The sequence below is a fragment of the Microbacterium paludicola genome, assembly GCF_015235415.1.
Lineage (GTDB): Bacteria > Actinomycetota > Actinomycetes > Actinomycetales > Microbacteriaceae > Microbacterium > Microbacterium paludicola.
In genome coordinates this window covers 1-18,456 of the sequence record NZ_JADGLL010000037.1, presented here as the reverse complement: position 1 = coordinate 18,456, position 18,456 = coordinate 1, and the positions used below count along the sequence as shown (strand labels likewise).

At 70.6% G+C, this 18,456-nt stretch carries 18 protein-coding genes; 9 read left to right on the top strand and 9 right to left on the bottom strand.

The window, feature by feature from the left end:
* The 4 genes from rfbA to IR155_RS12580 all read left to right on the top strand — a co-directional run bounded on the left by rfbA (window position 1) and on the right by IR155_RS12580 (window position 4,482).
* The gene (gene rfbA / locus IR155_RS12595) at window positions 1-870 is read left to right on the top strand and encodes a glucose-1-phosphate thymidylyltransferase RfbA (protein WP_135115174.1); all 870 of its coding nucleotides are present in this window, start codon (window positions 1-3) and stop codon (window positions 868-870) included.
* Complete coding sequence (gene rfbB / locus IR155_RS12590; protein ID WP_135115173.1) at window positions 867-1,865, top strand: dTDP-glucose 4,6-dehydratase; 999 nt, start codon at window positions 867-869, stop codon at window positions 1,863-1,865. The genes rfbA and rfbB overlap by 4 nt, the downstream gene beginning before the upstream one ends.
* Window positions 1,866-3,278 (top strand): dTDP-4-dehydrorhamnose reductase, encoded by a 1,413-nt coding sequence (gene rfbD, locus IR155_RS12585; RefSeq protein WP_135115172.1) that lies wholly within the window; start codon window positions 1,866-1,868, stop codon window positions 3,276-3,278.
* 88 nt (window positions 3,279-3,366) lie between these two features.
* Complete coding sequence (locus IR155_RS12580; RefSeq protein WP_167760790.1) at window positions 3,367-4,482, top strand: glycosyltransferase; 1,116 nt, start codon at window positions 3,367-3,369, stop codon at window positions 4,480-4,482.
* On the opposite strand, the gene IR155_RS12575 is transcribed toward IR155_RS12580, so the two are convergent.
* Window positions 4,451-6,178, bottom strand: a complete 1,728-nt coding sequence (locus IR155_RS12575; protein WP_167760789.1) for a glycosyltransferase family 2 protein — start codon at window positions 6,176-6,178, stop codon at window positions 4,451-4,453. The two genes, IR155_RS12580 and IR155_RS12575, sit on opposite strands and share 32 nt — an antisense overlap.
* Before the next feature lie 133 nt (window positions 6,179-6,311).
* Here IR155_RS12575 and IR155_RS12570 point away from each other — a divergent pair, with 133 nt between their 5' ends.
* On the top strand, window positions 6,312-7,613 hold the full coding sequence (locus tag IR155_RS12570; protein WP_135115169.1) for a UDP-glucose dehydrogenase family protein: 1,302 nt from the start codon (window positions 6,312-6,314) through the stop codon (window positions 7,611-7,613).
* Between the two features lie 29 nt (window positions 7,614-7,642).
* On the top strand, window positions 7,643-8,548 hold the full coding sequence (locus IR155_RS12565) for a glycosyltransferase family 2 protein (protein ID WP_167760788.1): 906 nt from the start codon (window positions 7,643-7,645) through the stop codon (window positions 8,546-8,548).
* A gap of 4 nt (window positions 8,549-8,552) precedes the next feature.
* Here IR155_RS12565 and IR155_RS12560 read toward each other — a convergent pair whose 3' ends face one another.
* The 8 genes from IR155_RS12560 to IR155_RS12525 all read right to left on the bottom strand — a co-directional run bounded on the left by IR155_RS12560 (window position 8,553) and on the right by IR155_RS12525 (window position 16,075).
* Entirely contained in the window at window positions 8,553-9,314 is a 762-nt protein-coding gene (locus IR155_RS12560) for an ABC transporter ATP-binding protein (protein ID WP_135115167.1), read from the bottom strand.
* A gap of 11 nt (window positions 9,315-9,325) precedes the next feature.
* Window positions 9,326-10,192: an ABC transporter permease gene (locus IR155_RS12555; RefSeq protein ID WP_194210334.1), complete on the bottom strand. Its 867-nt coding sequence runs from the start codon at window positions 10,190-10,192 to the stop codon at window positions 9,326-9,328.
* An 84-nt stretch (window positions 10,193-10,276) separates the two neighbouring features.
* Window positions 10,277-11,374 (bottom strand): glycosyltransferase, encoded by a 1,098-nt coding sequence (locus IR155_RS12550; protein ID WP_135115165.1) that lies wholly within the window; start codon window positions 11,372-11,374, stop codon window positions 10,277-10,279.
* 52 nt (window positions 11,375-11,426) lie between these two features.
* Window positions 11,427-12,815, bottom strand: coding sequence for an LCP family protein (locus IR155_RS12545; RefSeq protein ID WP_135115183.1), 1,389 nt, complete (start codon window positions 12,813-12,815; stop codon window positions 11,427-11,429).
* 112 nt (window positions 12,816-12,927) lie between these two features.
* Complete coding sequence (gene purE / locus IR155_RS12540) at window positions 12,928-13,395, bottom strand: 5-(carboxyamino)imidazole ribonucleotide mutase (RefSeq protein WP_135115182.1); 468 nt, start codon at window positions 13,393-13,395, stop codon at window positions 12,928-12,930.
* 154 nt (window positions 13,396-13,549) lie between these two features.
* Window positions 13,550-14,668 carry a 5-(carboxyamino)imidazole ribonucleotide synthase gene (locus IR155_RS12535; protein WP_135115164.1) on the bottom strand — a complete coding sequence of 373 codons (1,119 nt, stop codon included), beginning with the start codon at window positions 14,666-14,668 and terminating at the stop codon, window positions 13,550-13,552.
* Between the two features lie 55 nt (window positions 14,669-14,723).
* A complete protein-coding gene (locus IR155_RS12530) occupies window positions 14,724-15,266 on the bottom strand; it encodes a PH domain-containing protein (RefSeq protein ID WP_135115163.1) in 543 nt (180 codons plus the stop codon).
* A 68-nt stretch (window positions 15,267-15,334) separates the two neighbouring features.
* Window positions 15,335-16,075 (bottom strand): biotin--[acetyl-CoA-carboxylase] ligase, encoded by a 741-nt coding sequence (locus IR155_RS12525; RefSeq protein WP_135115162.1) that lies wholly within the window; start codon window positions 16,073-16,075, stop codon window positions 15,335-15,337.
* A gap of 206 nt (window positions 16,076-16,281) precedes the next feature.
* Here IR155_RS12525 and IR155_RS12520 point away from each other — a divergent pair, with 206 nt between their 5' ends.
* From IR155_RS12520 to IR155_RS16360, 3 genes are all read left to right on the top strand, one after another.
* A complete protein-coding gene (locus tag IR155_RS12520) occupies window positions 16,282-17,853 on the top strand; it encodes an acyl-CoA carboxylase subunit beta (RefSeq protein ID WP_409366559.1) in 1,572 nt (523 codons plus the stop codon).
* Window positions 17,850-18,074 (top strand): acyl-CoA carboxylase subunit epsilon, encoded by a 225-nt coding sequence (locus IR155_RS12515; protein WP_233441200.1) that lies wholly within the window; start codon window positions 17,850-17,852, stop codon window positions 18,072-18,074. The genes IR155_RS12520 and IR155_RS12515 overlap by 4 nt, the downstream gene beginning before the upstream one ends.
* Window positions 18,075-18,217: 143 nt before the next feature.
* The gene (locus IR155_RS16360; protein WP_135115160.1) at window positions 18,218-18,328 is read left to right on the top strand and encodes a hypothetical protein; all 111 of its coding nucleotides are present in this window, start codon (window positions 18,218-18,220) and stop codon (window positions 18,326-18,328) included.
* The last annotated feature ends 128 nt before the right edge of the window (window positions 18,329-18,456 follow it).

Genomic DNA, 18,456 nt, shown 5'->3' with positions numbered 1-18,456 from the left:
GTGAAAGGCATCATCCTCGCGGGCGGCTCCGGCACCCGACTCCACCCGATCACGCTGGGCGTCTCGAAGCAGCTGGTCCCCGTGTACGACAAGCCGATGGTGTACTACCCGCTGTCGACGCTGATGCTCGCGGGGATCGACGAGATCCTCGTCATCACCACCCCGCACGACGCCGATGCGTTCGAGCGCCTGCTGGGCGACGGGTCGCAGTTCGGCGTGTCCATCACGTTCGCGCAGCAGCCCTCCCCGGACGGGCTCGCGCAGGCCTTCACGATCGGCGCCGACTTCATCGGCGACGACAAGGTCGCGCTCGTGCTCGGCGACAACCTGCTCTACGGTCCGGGGCTCGGCACGCAGCTGAAGCGCTACGCCGACGTCGATGGCGGCGCGGTGTTCGCGTACTGGGTGGCAGAGCCGACCGCCTACGGCGTTGTGGAGTTCGACGAGAGCGGCAAGGCCGTCTCGCTCGAGGAGAAGCCCGCCCAGCCCAAGAGCAACTACGCCGTTCCGGGCCTTTACTTCTACGACAACGACGTTGTCGAGATCGCCCGGGGGCTGAAGCCGTCGGCGCGCGGCGAGTACGAGATCACCGACGTCAACGCCGCCTACCTCGAGCGCGGCAAGCTCAGCGTCGAGGTGCTTCCCCGCGGCACCGCGTGGCTCGACACCGGCACGTTCGACCAGATGAGCGACGCCAGCGACTACGTCCGCACGATGGAGCGCCGCACCGGCCTGCGCATCGGCGTGCCCGAGGAGGTCGCCTGGCGTCAGGGCTTCCTGACGGACGACCAGCTGCGCGAGCGCGCCGAGAAGCTGCTGAAGTCGGGCTACGGCCGATACCTGCTCGATGTGATGGAAAGGGGACGTTGATGCGTCTGCTCGTGACCGGAGGGGCCGGATTCATCGGCTCCAACTTCGTGCACCACGTCGTGGAGCACACCGATCACCACGTGACGGTCCTCGACAAGCTGACGTACGCGGGAAACCGCGCGTCGCTCGACGGCCTCCCCGAGGATCGCGTCGCGTTCGTGCAGGGCGACATCGCGGACGCCGCGGTCGTGGACACGCTGGTCGCGGATGCCGACGCGGTCGTCCACTACGCCGCGGAGTCGCACAACGACAACTCGCTCGATGACCCGCGTCCGTTCCTCGACACGAACATCATCGGCACCTACACGCTGCTGGAGGCGGCCCGCCGTCACGACGTGCGGTTCCACCACATCTCCACCGACGAGGTGTACGGCGACCTCGAGCTCGACGACCCCGAGCGCTTCACCGAGAAGACTCCCTACAACCCCTCGTCGCCGTACTCGTCGACGAAGGCGGGATCCGACCTGCTCGTGCGGGCCTGGGTGCGCTCGTTCGGCGTGCGCGCCACGATCTCGAACTGCTCGAACAACTACGGCCCGTACCAGCACATCGAGAAGTTCATCCCGCGTCAGATCACGAACGTGATCCGGGGGATCCGCCCCAAGCTCTACGGCAAGGGCGAGAACGTGCGCGACTGGATCCACGCGGACGACCACTCCTCGGCCGTGCTGACGATCCTGGAGAAGGGCGAGATCGGGCAGACGTACCTGATCGGCGCCGACGGCGAGCAGAACAACAAGGACGTCGTCGAGCTCATCCTCGAGCTCATGGGACAGCCGCGCGACGCGTACGACCACGTCGCCGACCGCCCCGGCCACGACCTGCGGTACGCGATCGACTCGACGCGCCTGCGCACCGAGCTCGGCTGGCAGCCGAAGTACCGCGACTTCCGGTCGGGGCTCGCCGCCACGATCGAGTGGTACCGCGACAACGAGGCCTGGTGGGCGCCGGCGAAGGACGCCACGGAGGCGTTCTACGCCTCGAAGGGGCAGTAGATGACCGCGGAACTCGGCAAGTCGCTGACCGCGACTCCGACGACCATCGACGGTCTGCTGCTGTTCGACCTGCCCGTGCACGGCGACGCGCGCGGCTGGTTCAAGGAGAACTGGCAGCGCGAGAAGATGGTCGCGCTCGGCCTGCCCGACTTCGGGCCGGTGCAGAACAACATCTCCTTCAACGAGTCCGCCGGGGTCACCCGTGGCATCCACGCCGAGCCGTGGGACAAGTGGGTCTCCGTCGCCACCGGCCGCATCTTCGGCGCCTGGGTCGACCTGCGCGAGGGTCCCGGCTTCGGCACGGTCTTCACCGCCGAGCTCGACCCGTCCAAGGCGGTGTTCGTGCCCCGCGGCGTGGCGAACTCGTTCCAGACGCTGGCGCCCGCCACCGCGTACACGTACCTCGTGAACGACCACTGGTCGCCCGACGCGTCGTACTCGTTCGTCAACCTCGCCGACGAGACCGTCGCGATCGAGTGGCCGATCCCGCTGGAGCAGGCCGAGATCTCCGACAAGGACCGCGCCCACCCGCGCCTTGCCGACGCCACCCCCGTGCCGCCGCGCCGTGTGCTCGTGCTCGGCGCCGCCGGCCAGCTCGGCCGCGCCCTGCATGCCCAGCTCGGCGATGCCCCGCACATCGAATACGCCACCCGCGCCGACCTCGACCTCACCGCCCCCGGCCTCGAGCACTCCCGCCGCTGGGCCGACTACGGCGTGATCATCAACGCCGCCGCCCACACCGCCGTCGACGCGGCCGAGACCGCCGAAGGCCGCGGCGACGCATGGGCCGCCAACGTCACCGGCGTCGCAGCCCTCGCCCGCATCGCCGCCGCCCACCGCATCACCCTCGTCCACGTCTCCAGCGACTACGTCTTCGACGGCACCCAGCAGCGCCCCTACACCGAGGACGACGCCATCGCCCCGCTCGGCGTCTACGGGCAGACCAAGGCCGCCGGCGACGCGATCGTCGCCACCGCGCCGCGCCACTACATCCTGCGCACCTCCTGGGTCATCGGCGAGGGCGGCAACTTCGTCGACACCATGGCATCCCTCGCCCAGCGCGGCATCGACCCCCGCGTCGTGGACGACCAGGTCGGCCGACTCACCTTCACCACCGACCTCGCCCGCGCCACCGCCCACCTGCTCGACACCGGCGCACCCCACGGCGTCTACAACGTCACCAGCTCCGGCGAACCCCGGTCGTGGGCCGACATCGCCCGCCGCGTGTTCGAACTCACCGGACACGACCCCTCCCGGGTCACCCCCGTCTCCACCGCCGAGTACTTCGCCGGCGCAGACCGGCCCATCGCGCCGCGCCCCGCCCGCAGCGTGCTCGACCTCGCGAAGATCACCGCCACCGGCTTCACCCCCGCCGACATGGACGAGGCACTCCAGCGACACCTCCGCCGCTGAGCCACCGATGGCGCCTCACCGCATTCGCCGCGGGGCGCCTCCGACCGGGCAGTCTGCCCGTTCGGCATGCGGACCTATACTCGATCCGATGAGATCTGGTCCGCAGGTGCTGGTGTTTCCGACCTTCGACGAGAACCCGTACCTGAACCTGCTGGGGCTCGCCCCCCGCGCGAACGGGTTCCGCTTCCTCGGCTCCGACACGTACCGCGCCCTCATCCGCCAGGCGTCCCGACTCGGGCACGGCGACGTGCTCCACATCCATTGGACGACGCCGCTCCTGCAGCAGGCCCCCTCCGAAGCGGCCGCCGTGAGGCGGCTGCGCGGGCTCACCGCGCTCTTCTCCCGGCTTCGCCGCCGCCGGATCAGGATCGTGTGGACGCTGCACAACCGGCTCCCCCACGAACTGCGACACCGCACCCTCGAGATCCGGCTCTACCGCGCTCTCGCCGCCGCCGCCGACGTCATCCACGTGATGTCGCCGGCGACGGCGGAGGTCGTCGCCGACGTGGTGGCGCTCGATCCCGCCAAGGTTCGGATGCTCCCCCACCCGAGCTATGAGGGGATCTACGACACCGGGATCGACCGCGCAGCCGCACGCGCCTCGTTCGGGCTCGCCGACGACGAGCGCGCTGTGCTCTTCTTCGGTCAGATCCGGCCTTACAAGGGCGTGACGGAGCTCATCTCCGCCGCGGCACGCGCCGCCGACACGGGCGGGCAGCCGATCCGCCTGCTTCTCGCCGGTGCCGTCAAGGAGCAGTCGCGCGAGGAATTCGCGGCCTCGATACCGCCGGGTCTCGGGGCGATCGCGCACCTCGACTACGTTCCCGACGCGGACCTCGCGCGATGGTTCCGGGCAGCGGACCTCGCCGTGTTCCCCTACCGCTCGATCCTGAACTCCGGGAGCGTCCACCTGGCGGCGACATTCACCCTGCCGGTCGTGCTGCCGGACGAGCCCCACCTGCGCCGGCAGTTCGGGTCGCGGGCGTGGGTCCGCTTCTTCGACGTCGAGGACGCGGTCGGGTCGATCTCCGATCTGCTCACCGCGCCGCTGCCGGCCGTCGACGGCGCCGACTGGGACGACTTCCTGCGCGAGCTCTCGCCGTGGGAGGTGTCCCGCGGCTACGCGGCGATGCTCGCTGAGCTGTCCGACTGGCAGGCGCCGCGCGGCATGCTCAGCGCGGATGCAGCCGGGACAGTCCGATGATCATCGCGCGTCGCAGGGCACGCGGAAGCGCATGCCGACGGCGGCGCACGACGAGGACGCCGTCGATCCGGTCGTAGAGGAACCGATCTGCCGCGGCATACGCGGGGGGCTGGACAGGTCCCCCGACGGCGAGCACGTCACCGGTCTGCGGATCGGAGATCGCGGGTCGGAGAGGCCGGTGCATGGGCAGCGACGCCGCGGGGAACCGCGCGGTCCAGCCGATGCGGCCGGCTCCCGCGTCTCGCCACGTCACCTCCGCGGCGGCGATCACGGGCACGCCGGTCGCCCCCTCGCGCAGACCGTCGAGCAGCACCGGGAGGCCCCTCGGCTCCTCCGCGCTGACGGTTCCCGCCAGCACGAGCACCGAGCCGCCACGCACCTGTTCGGCGCGGGCGTCGAGTTCGCCGCGTCGTCGCGCCCGCTCCGCATCGCCCGCCGCGCTCGCGAGCGCTTCGGGAGAGAACATCAGCGCGCGCGGCCCGAGGACCCTGTGCGCGGCGCGCACGAGCTTCCGCCAGCGTCCTGCAGCCTCCACGCCGTGCGGAGCGGACAGCTGACGCGCGAGCCGCTCCGTCAGTACGTCCCGCTCCTGAGGTCCGAGGAGCTCCGAATCCGCAAGTCGCTCGAGGAGAAGCAGCCATTCGTGGATCGTCTCGTCGTCGTCGACGACCTCGCCGCTCGGCTCGAGCAACCGGGCGACGACGCCGGCCGCATCCAGATCGCCCTGCGCCGCGAGTCGCATGACGAGGCCTCGCAGCGGATCGACGCGGTCCGCTCCCTCTCCCACGTCCGGGTCGCCGATCAGCGCCCGCAGCCGACGCAGCGCCGCGACGACCTCCGCGTCGTCGGCCGCGTCCCTGCCTCGGGAGCCGACATAGCGGGCGACGGCGACGTAGCCGTCGCGGTCCCAGACGAGCAGGGAGTACGCGCGGAGGACGCCGACCTCGTCAGCGTCGACCAGGGCGCGAGCGCACTCCGTCTCCTGGCCGAGATAGCTCAGCAGCGATCGGGCGGACCCCGCCCCGGCGGACATCGAGCCGGCGCCCGGGCGCTCGCGGTAGACGTACACGACATCCGGCACCACGTCGATCCGGTCGGCCGCGAGATACGCGGTCACCATCGGCACGATGTCGTTGGAGCGCGGGACATCGGGGAACCGGATGCCGGTGCTGTCCCAGAAGGAGCGGCGGAATGCGCGGTTCCAGCAGGGGCGGCTGAACAGCAGTGTCGGCGCGTCGGTCAGCGCGATGCCCTGTGCCGGGCGGTCGAATGCGGGCATCGCATCCGTGGGACGCCAGGTGTGGACGGCGCGGAACTTCAGATAGTCACCCACCGCCATGTCCGAGCCCGACCGCTCGAGACTCGCCACGAGCGTCCGGTACGCCCCATCGGGGACGAGGTCGTCGCCGTCGCAGAAGATCAGGTAGCGCCCCTTCGCCTCCGCGGCTCCGCGGTTGCGCGCCGATCCGCCGCCGGCACTGCCAGCGATCACCAGCCGCACGCGCGGATCGCGCTGCGCGTAGGCGGCGACCAGCTCGCGCGTGCCGTCCGTCGACCGGTCGTCGACGACGACGACCTCCATCGCGGGGACGTCCTGTCGCAGCACAGAGTCCATCGTCTGAGCGAGCCACGGCCGCACGTCATGCGTGGGGATCACCACCGTCAGGAGCGGGCTGTCGCTCTCCGGCGGCGTCATCTCGCAGTCCCCTGGCACATCACGACAAGGATAGGCGACGGCCCCGGGGCGACCCCTCATCCGGCATATGCGAGGATGAGAATCGTGTGTCCGCGGGCGGCTGCTGCGCGGATGAAGAGAGGAGTCCCTCGAGATGAAGCTGAGTGTCTTCGGCTGCGGTTACCTGGGTGCGGTGCACGCCGCGGCGATGGCCTCACTGGGTCATGACGTGATCGGTGTCGACCCCGATGCGGCGAAGATCGCGAAGCTGTCCGCGGGACAGACGCCCTTCTTCGAGCCCGGCCTCCCCGAGATCCTGAGCGACGCCATCGCCTCCGGTCGCCTGCGCTTCACGACCGACCCGGCCGCCGCGGCCGACGCCGACGTGCACTTCATCGGGGTCGGCACCCCGCAGCGCAAGGACAGCGCCGGGGCCGACATGACGTACGTCAACCAGGCGATCGCCGACCTGCTTCCGCACCTGAAGCCCGGGTCGCTGGTGGTCGGCAAGTCCACCGTCCCCGTCGGCACCGCCACACGGCTGGCGGAGCTTGTGAACCCGACCGGGGCACGGCTCGCGTGGAACCCGGAGTTCCTGCGGGAGGGGTTCGCGGTGAAGGACACCATCGAACCCGACCGCCTCGTCTACGGCGTCGCCGACGAGACGAATGATGAGGACACCGCGATCCTGGACGAGGTGTACGCCACCGCGCTGTCCACCGGCACCCCCCGCATCGTCACCGGATACGCCACCGCCGAGCTTGTGAAGGTCGCGGCGAACTCGTTCCTCGCCACGAAGATCAGCTTCATCAACGCGATGGCGGAGATCGCCGAGGTCACCGGCGCCGACGTCACCCAGCTCGCCGACGCGATCGGCCACGACGCCCGCATCGGCCGCCGCTTCCTCAACGCCGGCGTCGGCTTCGGCGGCGGCTGCCTGCCCAAGGACATCCGCGCCTTCACCGCCCGCGCCGAGGAGCTCGGCAAGGGCGAATCGGTGGCATTCCTGAAGCAGGTCGACGAGATCAACCTGCGCCGCCGCCAGCGCATCGTCGACCTCGTCGTCGACTCGTTCGAGGGCCGCCCGTTCGGGCGCCGTGTCGCGGTGCTGGGCCTGGCGTTCAAGCCCGACTCCGACGACATCCGCGACTCCCCCGCCCTCGACGTCGCCGTGCGCCTGAAGGGCCTGGGAGCCGAGGTGATCTCCCACGACCCCGAGGCGATGGACAACGCCCGCCGCATGCACCCGCAGCTGACCTACGCCGACACCGCCGAGCAGGCCCTGACCGGTGCCGAGGCCGTCGTCGTCGTCACCGAATGGCGCGAGTACCGCGACCTCGATCCCGCCGCCACCGCCGCCCTCGTCGACCGCCCCGTCGTCTTCGACGGCCGCAACGTCCTCGACCCCACCGCCTGGCGCACCGCAGGCTGGACCTACACCGGCATGGGCCGCTGACGCCGAGGGGAGCAGTCGTGCCTGAACGCGTGTCTGAACCCCGCGTCGCGGTCGTCGTCCGCACCAAGGACCGCCCGCTCTTCCTCCGGCGAGCTCTCGGCAGCATCGCGGCGCAGACGCTGGTCGATTGGCAGTGCGTGATCGTCAACGACGGGGGCGACCCGTCGGCGGTCGACGCCGCGATCGAGGCGCTCGACGAGGCGCACCGCGGCAAGGTCCGCGCAATTCACCATGAGCAGCCGCGAGGCCGATGGGTGAGCGCGAACGCGGGCGTGCTCGCGACGACCGCTCCCCTGCTCGTGCTTCACGACGACGACGACACCTGGCACCCCGACTTCCTTGCGCGTGCGGTCGCCTACCTCGACCGGCTTCCCGAGCGCGTGGGGGTCGTGTCCCGCATCGAGATCAGGTGGGAGGAGCTGCGGGACGGGACGTACGAGACCGTCTCACGCGAGACCTTCCAGCCCGACCTCCCGGTGCCGACCCTTGCCGACACGCTGCTGTTCAACCGGTTCGTGCCGATCGGCTTCGTGTACCGGCGCGCGCTTCACGCGGAGTTCGGCCTGTACGACGAGCGCCTGCCCGTCATCGGCGACTGGAACTTCAACCTCCGCGTCCTGGCGAAGCACCCGCTCGACTACCTCGACGACGCGGTGCCGTACGCGTACTGGCATCAGCGCGTGGGCGACACCGGCGACGCCGGCAACAGCGTCATCGCCGCCCGCGGTGACCACGCGAAATACGATGCGCTCATCCGCGATGAGGAGCTGCGTCGGCACGTCGAGGAGCACGGCCTCGGGCTCGTGCTCTACCTGACGAAGTTCATCGACCGGCGCTTCGTCGAGGTCGAGAACGGCATCCGCGGCGAACTGCGGCAGACGAGCCCGCTCTCCTCGCGCCTCGTGCCGCGCCTGCGGCGTCTGCTGCGCCGCTGAGCGCTCAGTGCGGCGTGGAGCGGATCGTCTCCACGGCTTCCTCGATCGGGCCGTCGTAGATCTTGCGCCCCTTGTGGATCACGATGCCGCGGTCGCACAGTCGCCGGACGGTGTTCATGTCGTGGCTCACCACGAGCATCGTGACGCCGCGGGCGGTCAGGTCCTCGATCTTCTGATAGCACTTCTCGCGGAAGGGAGCGTCGCCGACGGAGAGCACCTCGTCGACGAGGAGCACGTCGAGGTCGACGTGGATCGCGACCGAGAACGCCAGGCGCATGAACATGCCCGACGAGTAGTGCTTGACCTCCTGATCGATGAAGTCGCCGATCTCGCTGAACGCCACGATGTCGTCGAAGCGCTCCTCGATCTCCTTCTGCTGCATGCCGAGGATCGCCGCGTTGAGGTAGACGTTCTCGCGCCCCGAGAGGTCGGGGTGGAAGCCGGCTCCGACCTCGATGAGCCCGGCGACGCGGCCTCGTGTGAAGACCCGTCCCGCATCGGGCTCGAGCACGCCGGACACGAGCTTCAGGGTGGTCGACTTGCCCGATCCGTTGAAGCCGAGCACGGCGACGGCCTCGCCCTCGCCGACCTCGAAGCTGACGTCATCGAGCGCGAGGAAGATGTCGCTGCGCACCTTCTGCCGCTTGAACCAGCCGACGAACGCCTCCTTGAAGGAGTGCGTGTTCCGCTTGAGGAACTCCTTCGTGACGTGATCGACGATGATCGTCGGTCGTGTCGCGGTGGCGGCTGCGAAGGTCTCGGACATGTCGGTGCGCCTCACAGATCCTGCGCGAACGAGCGCTCGAAACGACGGAAGACGAGTTGGCCGATCACGAGGAAGGCCGCGCAGAGCACGACGGCGCCGGCGGTGTACAGCTCGAAATGCGGGGCGAAGCCGTGGAAGCGCTCGTCGGGGATGGTCGGCTGCCAGAACGCGTAGTGGAAGTACTCGACCGCGATCGTGAGGGGGTTGACCATGTACACGTACAGCACCCACTCCGGCAGCTTCTCGGCGACCAGGGTCCACGTGTACAGCACGGGCGATGCCCAGGTCGCGAGCATGCGGAGGATCTCGACGAAGTTCTGCGCGTCGCGGAACCGCACGTTCAGCCCGGCGAAGAACAGGCCGAGCCCGAGGGACGTCGCACCCAGGATCAGCATCCCGAGCAGAGCGGCGCCCAGCGCGGCGAACGTGGGGATCCATCCGGTGAGAACGCACACGACCAGCAGGATGGCCAGCTGCGGCAGGAAGTGGACGAACGCGACCCACACGGCGGCGATCGGGAAGAGCTCGCGCGGCAGATAGATCTTCTTCACCAGGGCACGGTTGTCGACGATCGAGCTCGTCGCGTTGCCGAACGCCTCGTTGAAGAAGTTGACGGCCACGAAACCCGAGAACAGGTACACGGGGAAGTTCTCCAGACCCCGGTCCATGCCGAAGATGAAGCCCATCACCAGCCAGTACACGAGGAACTGGATGCCGGGCTTCACATACGACCAGGTCCACCCGAGCACGGAGTTGCGGTACCGGGTCGCGGTGCCCTTCCGGACGAGAAGCCGGAGGAGGTATCGCCACCGCAGGACGTCGAGCAGGCCGCGGCCGCGTCCCGGGACGTCGAACTCCGAGAGATCAACCGTTGTCAATCGTGCGCCCCGCTCTTCCTTCGACCGGTCTGAGAAGACCGTCTTCGATCCTATACCTGGTCATCTGAGCCCCTCTCATGGGACTCAGAGGTCCGCGTGGACCTGCCACACCCGCTCGGCCGCTCCCGCCCAAGAGAACGCCCGCGACCGGTCCTTCGCCAGCACGCGGAGGCGCCCGGAATCGCCCGTGAGCGCGCCGTCGCTGAGCGCGTCCACCACGGCGTCCTCGAGCCCGGCCTCGGGGACCAGGATGCCGCCGTCCAGGACCACCTCGCGGTGCACGTCCGAGTCCACCGCGACGACGGGCGTGCCGAGCGCCATCGCCTCGACGACCCGCCACGGCCACGCGGCGCGCGGCGAGGGGGCGATGAACGCGGCCGCGGCGTCGAGCACCGCGGCCCGGTCGCCGCGGTCGAGTCCCGAGCGCGCGCGCACCCGCTGCGCGTCGAGGCCGGACGACTCGGCGAGGGCGACCACCGCCTGCTCCTCCCCTGTCGGCACGTCGATCACGACGACGTCGAAGGCCGTCGGCGCCGCGGCACGGAAGCCGGCCGCGAGCCCGTCCGAGGCGCCGGTCCCACCCGCGAGCACAACGTACGCCCGCGGCACGCCGAGATCGCGGCGCCGCGCATCGGCGTCGGAGGGCGCGCCGAAACCGTCCGGCTGCGCGCCCGCGATCACGCGCACCCGTTCCCCCAGCCGCGCGTGCGACTCGAGCCGCTCCGCCATCGCGTGGGTCGGCACGACCACCGCGTCGGCGTGACGCACGGCGCGGCGCAGCATCCCCCGCTCCCACATGACGCTCGCCCGGGGAAGCTCGTCCGGCGCCTCCCAGGCGCGCAGATCCCACAGCGTCACGACCGTCTGGTCGTTGTCGTTGATGCGGTCGTGACGGATGAGCGGCGCCATCAGCGTCGGCGAGTGGATCATCCCGCCCCCGACGCCCGCGACGACGCCCAGCTGCCACGCGGCAGCGGTCTCGCGTCGGCCGCGCGGGAGCCTCCGCGTCTCGGCGACGCCCTGCACCGGGGCGAACTCGCCCTGGGGCACGATCGCCTCCACGGAGCAGCCGGCCGGCGTGGCCTCGACGAGTGCCGCCGCGAGCGATCGCGAGGCGAGGGCGAGGTCGGGATGGGTGGGCGCGACCAGCTGGTCGAGCACAACCCGGAGGCTCACCGTCATGTCTCGAAGCGTAGCCAGTGAGCCTCCGAGGACGCACGGCCCTCGCGGCGCGCTACTCCGTCGGCTCCGGCGTGGGCGCCGGCGGGTGGAGGGCGTCGGCGACCATCTGCCGGATCACCACGAAGTCGGGGGCCTCGGGGTCGACAAGCGGTGGGATCAGCTCGATCGTGGTGACCGGCTGCTCCTTGGCCTTGAGCCCGAGCTCGACGAAGTACGACAGCATCGACTGGGGCAGATCGGTCTCCACGAGGTCGGTCCCGGCGTTCGCGACCTCCTGGAAGCGCGTCAGCACCGTGGTGGGCGTGAACTGCGCGAGGATCGCCTGCTGCAGCTGGCGCTGGCGCTGCATCCGGTCCCAGTCGCTCGTCGTGTACCGCGAGCGGGCGTACCACTGTGCGGTGTCGCCGTCCATGCGCTGCACGCCGGGCTCGATCCAGCCGATCGCCCACTCCTCGGCGGGCTGCCCCTCCCAGGCGGGGCCGCCGCCCTTGGGCAGCCGCTCGGTCACCTCGATCTCGACGCCCCCGAGCGCGTCGATCAGGTCGGCGAAGCCGTGCATGTCGATGAAGACGTAGTACGGGATCTCGATGCCGAGGATCCCCTCGGCGGCGGCCTTCGTCGCCTCCACGCCCGGCGAGGAGCCCTGCGAGTCGGCGTCGGGATAGAGCCCCTCGCCCTTGTCGTCGCGGCAGTTCTCCGCCGCGTTGCGCAGCTGGTTGATGCCGCCGTCCCAGCCGCACTCCGGGTCGCCGTGTCCCTCGAAGCCGTCCGGGTAGAGGTCCTGCATCGGCCCGGGGCTGAACGGGAAGTCGCGGATGTCGCGCGGGATGCCGGTGATCGTGGTGGCGCCGGTGTCGGCGTTGATCGAGACGACCGAGATGCTGTCGAACCGCATGGAGTCACGGCCGTCGCCGCTGTCGGCGCCGAGAAGCAGGATGTTGTAGTACCCGTCGCTCGGCTCCACCGGCGCGGCGCTCTGACCGAAGATCGACCCGAGCGCGTCGCGCGCCGCTCCGACGGAGCTGGCTGCGTACGCCGCGGTGCCGCCCGAGACGACCATAAGCAGGATCGACAGCACGGCGATCCCGTAGCGCGCGGGGGTGCGGGTCTTCACGAGCCGCACGAGCCGGAGGGTGTCGATCCCGAGGACCATCCAGAGCACGCCGTAGCCGGCGATCGCGATCTGGACGACCGTGAGCAGGATGGGCCCGACGATCGGGGCGAAGAGCACGGACGTCACGCCCGACCGCCAGAGCATCAGACCGAGGCCGAGCAGGATGGCCGCCGTCCAGGAGAACAGGGTCGCGGCGAGGCCGAATCGACCGAGGCGCCGGCTGCCGGCGAGCACCTGGGCGGAGCCGGGGATCAGCCATCCGAGGATCACGAGCCACCAGCCGCGGCGCGTCATCGCGTCGGGCGCGGCGGAATCGGGGTGGCGCATGGGGCGCTGCTCGATCAGCGCCCGCCCGTGCGGCGAGCGCCGATCGCGGGCGGCCGCGTACGACCCCGCGCCGACTGCCGTCACAGAGCGTCCCTCGACGCGGCCCGCCCGATCACAGCGATTCCTTCAGGCGGGTGTTCTTCTCCTCCACCTGACGCTCGAGCTCGCGGGCGTAGTCCTCGATCCGGTCCGCGATGCCGGGATCGGCGGCGCCGAGGATGCGCGCCGCCAGCAGGCCCGCGTTGCGCGCACCGTTGATCGACACGGTCGCGACCGGGATGCCGGCCGGCATCTGCACGATCGACAGCAGCGAGTCGAGCCCATCGAGGGTCGACAGCTGCACGGGGACGCCGATGACCGGCAGCGCCGTCATCGACGCGAGCATGCCGGGAAGGTGCGCGGCGCCGCCGGCACCGGCGATGATCGCGCGCAGCCCGCGACCCCGTGCTTCCCGCGCGTAGCGCATGAGCTTGTCGGGCGTGCGGTGGGCAGAGACGACCTCCACCTCGTGCGGGATCCCGAACTCGGTGAGAGCGGCGGAGGCGTCGGCCATCACGCGCCAGTCGGAGTCGGATCCCATGACCACGCCGATCAGGGGGGCGTCGGAGGAGTTCAGCACGCGTTACAGGGTAGGCGGGCAGCCTGGAGTTTCCCGGATGCGACCCGGAACCGGGTCGCATTCCGCCTCAAGCGCCCGCGTGTGACCGCAGCGAGCATGCCCCGGATGGGAGCTATTAACTGAAGAAGCCGGCCGCGGCCCGCGCCTCGTACACGGCGTCCTCGAGGTCGTCGCCGACGGCGTTGACGTGGCCGACCTTTCGTCCCGGGCGGGGATCCTTGCCGTAGGTGTGGATCTTGGCCGTGGGGTGCTCGGCCATCGCCGCCGCGAAGCGGTCGGTCAGGCCGCCCGCCGCCGGGCCACCGAGGATGTTCACCATCACCGCCCAGTCGGCGAGCGGATCGGTCGCCCCGAGCGGCAGGTCGAGCACGGCGCGCAGGTGCTGCTCGAACTGGCTCGTGACGGCGCCGTCCTGCGTCCAGTGGCCGCTGTTGTGCGGCCGCATCGCGAGCTCGTTGACGAGGATGCGCTCATCCGCGGTCTCGAACAGCTCGACCGCGAGCATTCCGGTGACGCCGAGGCCCTCGGCGATCGTGACGCCGAGGCGCGCCGCGACCTCCATGAGACGCTCGCTCGCCCGTGGCGCCGGGGCGATGACCTCCGCGCAGACGCCGTCGCGCTGGACGGTCTCGGCCACGGGATAGGCGACGACCTGCCCCGAGGGGCGGCGCGCCACCTGCTGGGCGAGCTCGCGGGTGAAGGGAACGAGCTCTTCCGCGAGCAGCGGCCCGTCGGACGCGGCGAACCACTCGGCGACGTCGGCCGGGTCGGACACCACCCGCACGCCCTTGCCGTCGTACCCGCCGCGGGGGGTCTTCACGACCGCGCGGCCGCCGTGGTCGTCGAGGAAGGAGCGCAGGTCGGCCTCGTCGGCGACCGCCGCCCAGTCGGGCTGGGGCGCGCCGAGCTCGGCGAGGCGGCTGCGCATGACGAGCTTGTCCTGCGCGAACTGCAGCGCATCGGGACCGGGGTGAACGGCGACGCCGGCGTCGACGAGCGCACGCAGCACCGGCTGCGGCACATGCTCGTGGTCGAAGGTGATGACATCCACGTCGCGCGCGAACGCGAGCACCGTCTCCGCGTCGCGGTAGTCGCCCACCGCGGTGGCCGCGAGCGAGGCGGCCATCGCCTCGCCCTCCACCAGGACCCGCAGTTCGACGCCGAGTTCGACCGCGGGGGCGATCATCATCCGTGCGAGCTGTCCGCCGCCGACCACGCCGACCGTTTTCGTCATGCGGCCATTCTCTCAGAGCGTCCGCGGACGCTCGCGACCACCGGAGGCGTCGACCCTACGACGGCGTCGGGATCCCCTGGCTGTCGCGGTGCGCGAGGATCTGGTTCAGCTCCACCTGATCGGCGAGCACCTCGCTCACGAGCAGCGGGTGCGCCACGTCGCGCAGCTCGATCCGCCCCTCCATGCCGTCGGAGAGGGTGAGCGTGCCGGTGCCGCGCATGCGCTGCGAGGCGCTGCGACGCGTGGCGACCGTGTAGCCGCGGGCATGCGATAGCTCGGACCGCGAGCGCGACAGCAGGCCGTGGCGGCTGATCACGCGACGGGTGGTGATCGTGTAGCTGCGGGAGAGCCACACGAGGTACGGCAGGATGACGCCCGCCATGACGAGCACAACGGCGGCCGCGATCAGCATCCAGTCCGCGAACGGCGCGGGGAGATTTCCGTAGAAGAACCCGGTGGCTCCGGCGACCGCGATCAGCAGCAGCGCAGACCAGACAAGACCGCCCGCGTGATCGCGCATCGTCGCGATCGTCATCTCGGGCGCGCGCGTCCCCGGCGGCGGCGTCGCGAGGCGCGCGGCGGGGGTCGGCTGGCTCATGGCTCCATTGTGCCCAGGGCGTCGGACATCCTGGGCCCCTGACACGCAGGCGGGGTCGAGGCCGCCGGTCAGCGCACGTGCACGACGTCGCCCGCCGAGACGGCGGTGCCCGCGACGACGAGGCGTCCGTCGAGGTCGATGTCGGTCGCGGCACCGCGCAGGGCCGATCCGTCCGGAAGCGACACGGTGACCTCCCGCCCGAGGGTGAGGCACAGCGCCGTCACGGCGTCGCGCACTGCCTCGCGACCCTCACGAAGGGAGGCGAGCAGCCGGTCGAGCTCGGTGAGGTACGTGGCGATCAGGGCGTCCTCGTCGCAGGTGGCACCGAGCGCGGCGAACGACGTCGCGGTCGGCACGGGCAGATCACCCGGGCTCATCGCGGTGTTGATGCCCGAGCCGATCACGACCGTCTCGAGGCCCGCGGTGCCCTCCGCGAGGATCCCGCAGATCTTCCTGCCGTCGACGAGCACGTCGTTCGGCCATTTCAGCCCGGTGTCATGCCCGGGAAGCTGGGCGCGGACCGCGGTCGCCATCGCCGCGCCCGCCGCCAGCGGGATCCACCCGCGCGCGGCCGGCGGCACATCCGGCACGCGCACCAGCACCGACACCGCGAGCGATGAACCGGCGGGCGCCTGCCACACCCGGTCCCGTCGGCCCCGTCCCGCCCGCTGATCCCGTGTGAGCAGCACAGTCAGGTGCGGCAGCTCCGGATCGGCACCCGCCGCGGCGACCAGATCGGCGTTCGTCGATCCGGTCGCATCCACCTGCCGCCACTGGCCGGCGATGCGCCGCGCCCGCTCGAACTCCATGCCCGAAGCCTACGGCGAGGACATCGCACGGCCATGACGTGCGTGCCACGCGGGCCGGATGCCGGATGGCGACACGCGACACAGGATCCGCGCGGTCGTTGTGCATGGCCGCCAACGTGGCCGTCAGGCCCGTCGATAGGGTTGAACGCGTGACCGAACCGACTGCGCCCACCGACAACGCGTCCGCCGAAGCCGCGTCCGAGAACGTGTCGACGACCGCCGGCCGGATCGCCGACCTCCGCGCCCGCTACAACGAGGCCGTCGTCGCGTCCGAGGAGAAGGCCCGCGAGAAGCAGCACGCAAAGGGCAAGCTCACCGCCCGCGAGCGCATCGAGCTGCTCGTCGATCCCGGCAGCTTCGTCGAGTTCGACGAGTACGTGCGCCACCGCACGACAGCGTTCGGCATGGACAGGTCCCGTCCGTACGGCGACTCGGTCGTCACCGGCGTCGGCACCATCCACGGCCGCACCGTCGCCGTCTACGCGCAGGACTTCACGACCTTCGGCGGATCGCTCGGCGAGGTCGCCGGCGACAAGATCATCAAGGTCATGGAGTTCGCCCTGCGCGGCGGCATGCCGATCATCGGCATCCTCGACTCGGGCGGGGCGCGCATCCAGGAGGGCGTCATCGCCCTCGGAAAGTACGGCGAGATCTTCCGCCTGAACACCCAGGCCTCCGGCGTCATCCCGCAGATCTCGATCATCATGGGCCCGGCCGCGGGCGGCGCGGTGTACTCCCCCGCCCTGACGGACTTCGTGATCATGGTCGACAAGACCAGCCAGATGTTCGTGACCGGTCCGGATGTCATCAAGACCGTCACCGGCGAGGACGTCGGCATGGAGGAGCTCGGCGGCGCCTACACGCACAACACCCGCTCGGGCGTCGCGCACTACCTCGCAGAGGACGAGGACGACGCGCTCGACTACGCGCGCACCCTTCTCGGCTACCTCCCCGACAACAACATGGCCGAGCTTCCCGTGTACGAGGCCGACTTCGAGTGGGAGACGACGGATCCGGATCGCACGCTCGACACGATCGTCCCGGATTCCCCGAACCAGCCCTACGACATCCACGAGGTCATCTCGCACATCGTCGACCGCGGCGACTTCCTCGAGGTGCAGCCGCTGTTCGCCCCGAACATCGTCGTCGGCTTCGGTCGCGTCGAGGGCCGCACGGTCGGCGTGATCGCGAACCAGCCGTCGCAGATGGCGGGCACGCTCAACATCGAGGCCGGCGAGAAGGCCGCCCGCTTCGTGCGCTTCTGCGATGCGTTCTCCGTGCCGATCGTGACCCTCGTCGACGTGCCCGGCTACCTCCCCGGCACCGACCAGGAGTGGACGGGCGTCATCCGCCGCGGCGCGAAGCTGCTGTACGCCTACGCCGAGGCCACCGTGCCGCTCGTCACCGTCATCCTGCGCAAGGCCTACGGCGGCGCCTACATCGTGATGGGCTCGAAGCAGCTCGGCGCCGACATCAACCTCGCCTGGCCGACCGCCGAGATCGCCGTCATGGGCGGCCAGGGCGCGGTGAACATCCTGTACCGCGGCGAGCTCAAGCGGGCCGAGGAGGCCGGCGAGGACGTCGCCGCCGTGCGCACCCGTCTCGCCAACGAGTACACGTACAACGTCGCCTCGCCGTTCCTCGCCGCCGAGCGCGGCGAGCTCGACGGGATCATCGAGCCCTCGGCCACCCGGGTGGCGATCGCCAAGGCGCTGCGCGCACTGCGCGGCAAGCGCGCCGAGCTGCCGCCGAAGAAGCACGGGAACATCCCGCTGTGACCCCCGGCGACCAGATCGATCCCCCGCGCGTCGAGGTGGTGCGCGGCATGCCGACCGACGACGAGCTCGCGGCGCTCCTCGCCGTCGTCGGCGAGGAGTACACGCGCGAGGCAGAGGAGGCGGTCGCGGACGACAGCCGCCCCTCCGCCTGGCAGCAGACCCAGCGCGCGCTGCGCCAGCCGCTGCGGCGCGGGATCCCCTGGGGCCGGTTCTCGGGCTGAGCCCCGGATCCTCGAGATCACAAGGTTCGACGGGCGGTTGAAAGTGTCCCCCAAAGTACCTACAGACGCCGAGGTTGCATCCCGCGGATACTTGGTGTGGAAACGCTTAGCGTTGGCCGACCACCGTCCCAGGGTAGACGGATGTGACTGCGGCCCATAGCGGACGGTTTTCGGGTAACCGTTCCGCGACCGGTGGGGGTGGCATAGCCACCCCCACCTCTCTTTTACCAGCGGCTCGCACGCGTTCTCTTTAGAGGCTTATAGGTCAGAACGTGTGGATGGGGTCGGGCGTGTCAGTGCCTGCCGATCCAGCCTGTTCGGTGCCAGAGTCCCTCGTCGGCGCTGAGGCCGGTGTCGTAGAGGATCGGTTCGACGGGGTCGT

Bases quoted from the DNA above. Each gene is read 5' to 3' on its own strand.
- IR155_RS12580 (WP_167760790.1), top strand. From the start codon at position 3,367: ATGAGATCTGGTCCGCAGGTGCTGGTGTTTCCGACCTTCGACGAGAAC.
- IR155_RS12535 (WP_135115164.1), bottom strand. From the start codon at position 14,668: ATGACGAAAACGGTCGGCGTGGTCGGCGGCGGACAGCTCGCACGGATG.
- IR155_RS12530 (WP_135115163.1), bottom strand. From the start codon at position 15,266: ATGAGCCAGCCGACCCCCGCCGCGCGCCTCGCGACGCCGCCGCCGGGG.
- IR155_RS12570 (WP_135115169.1), top strand. From the start codon at position 6,312: ATGAAGCTGAGTGTCTTCGGCTGCGGTTACCTGGGTGCGGTGCACGCC.
- IR155_RS12575 (WP_167760789.1), bottom strand. From the start codon at position 6,178: ATGACGCCGCCGGAGAGCGACAGCCCGCTCCTGACGGTGGTGATCCCC.
- rfbD (WP_135115172.1), top strand. From the start codon at position 1,866: ATGACCGCGGAACTCGGCAAGTCGCTGACCGCGACTCCGACGACCATC.
- purE (WP_135115182.1), bottom strand. From the start codon at position 13,395: ATGGGATCCGACTCCGACTGGCGCGTGATGGCCGACGCCTCCGCCGCT.
- IR155_RS12550 (WP_135115165.1), bottom strand. From the start codon at position 11,374: ATGACGGTGAGCCTCCGGGTTGTGCTCGACCAGCTGGTCGCGCCCACC.
- IR155_RS12545 (WP_135115183.1), bottom strand. From the start codon at position 12,815: ATGCGCCACCCCGATTCCGCCGCGCCCGACGCGATGACGCGCCGCGGC.
- IR155_RS12525 (WP_135115162.1), bottom strand. From the start codon at position 16,075: ATGGAGTTCGAGCGGGCGCGGCGCATCGCCGGCCAGTGGCGGCAGGTG.
- IR155_RS12560 (WP_135115167.1), bottom strand. From the start codon at position 9,314: ATGTCCGAGACCTTCGCAGCCGCCACCGCGACACGACCGACGATCATC.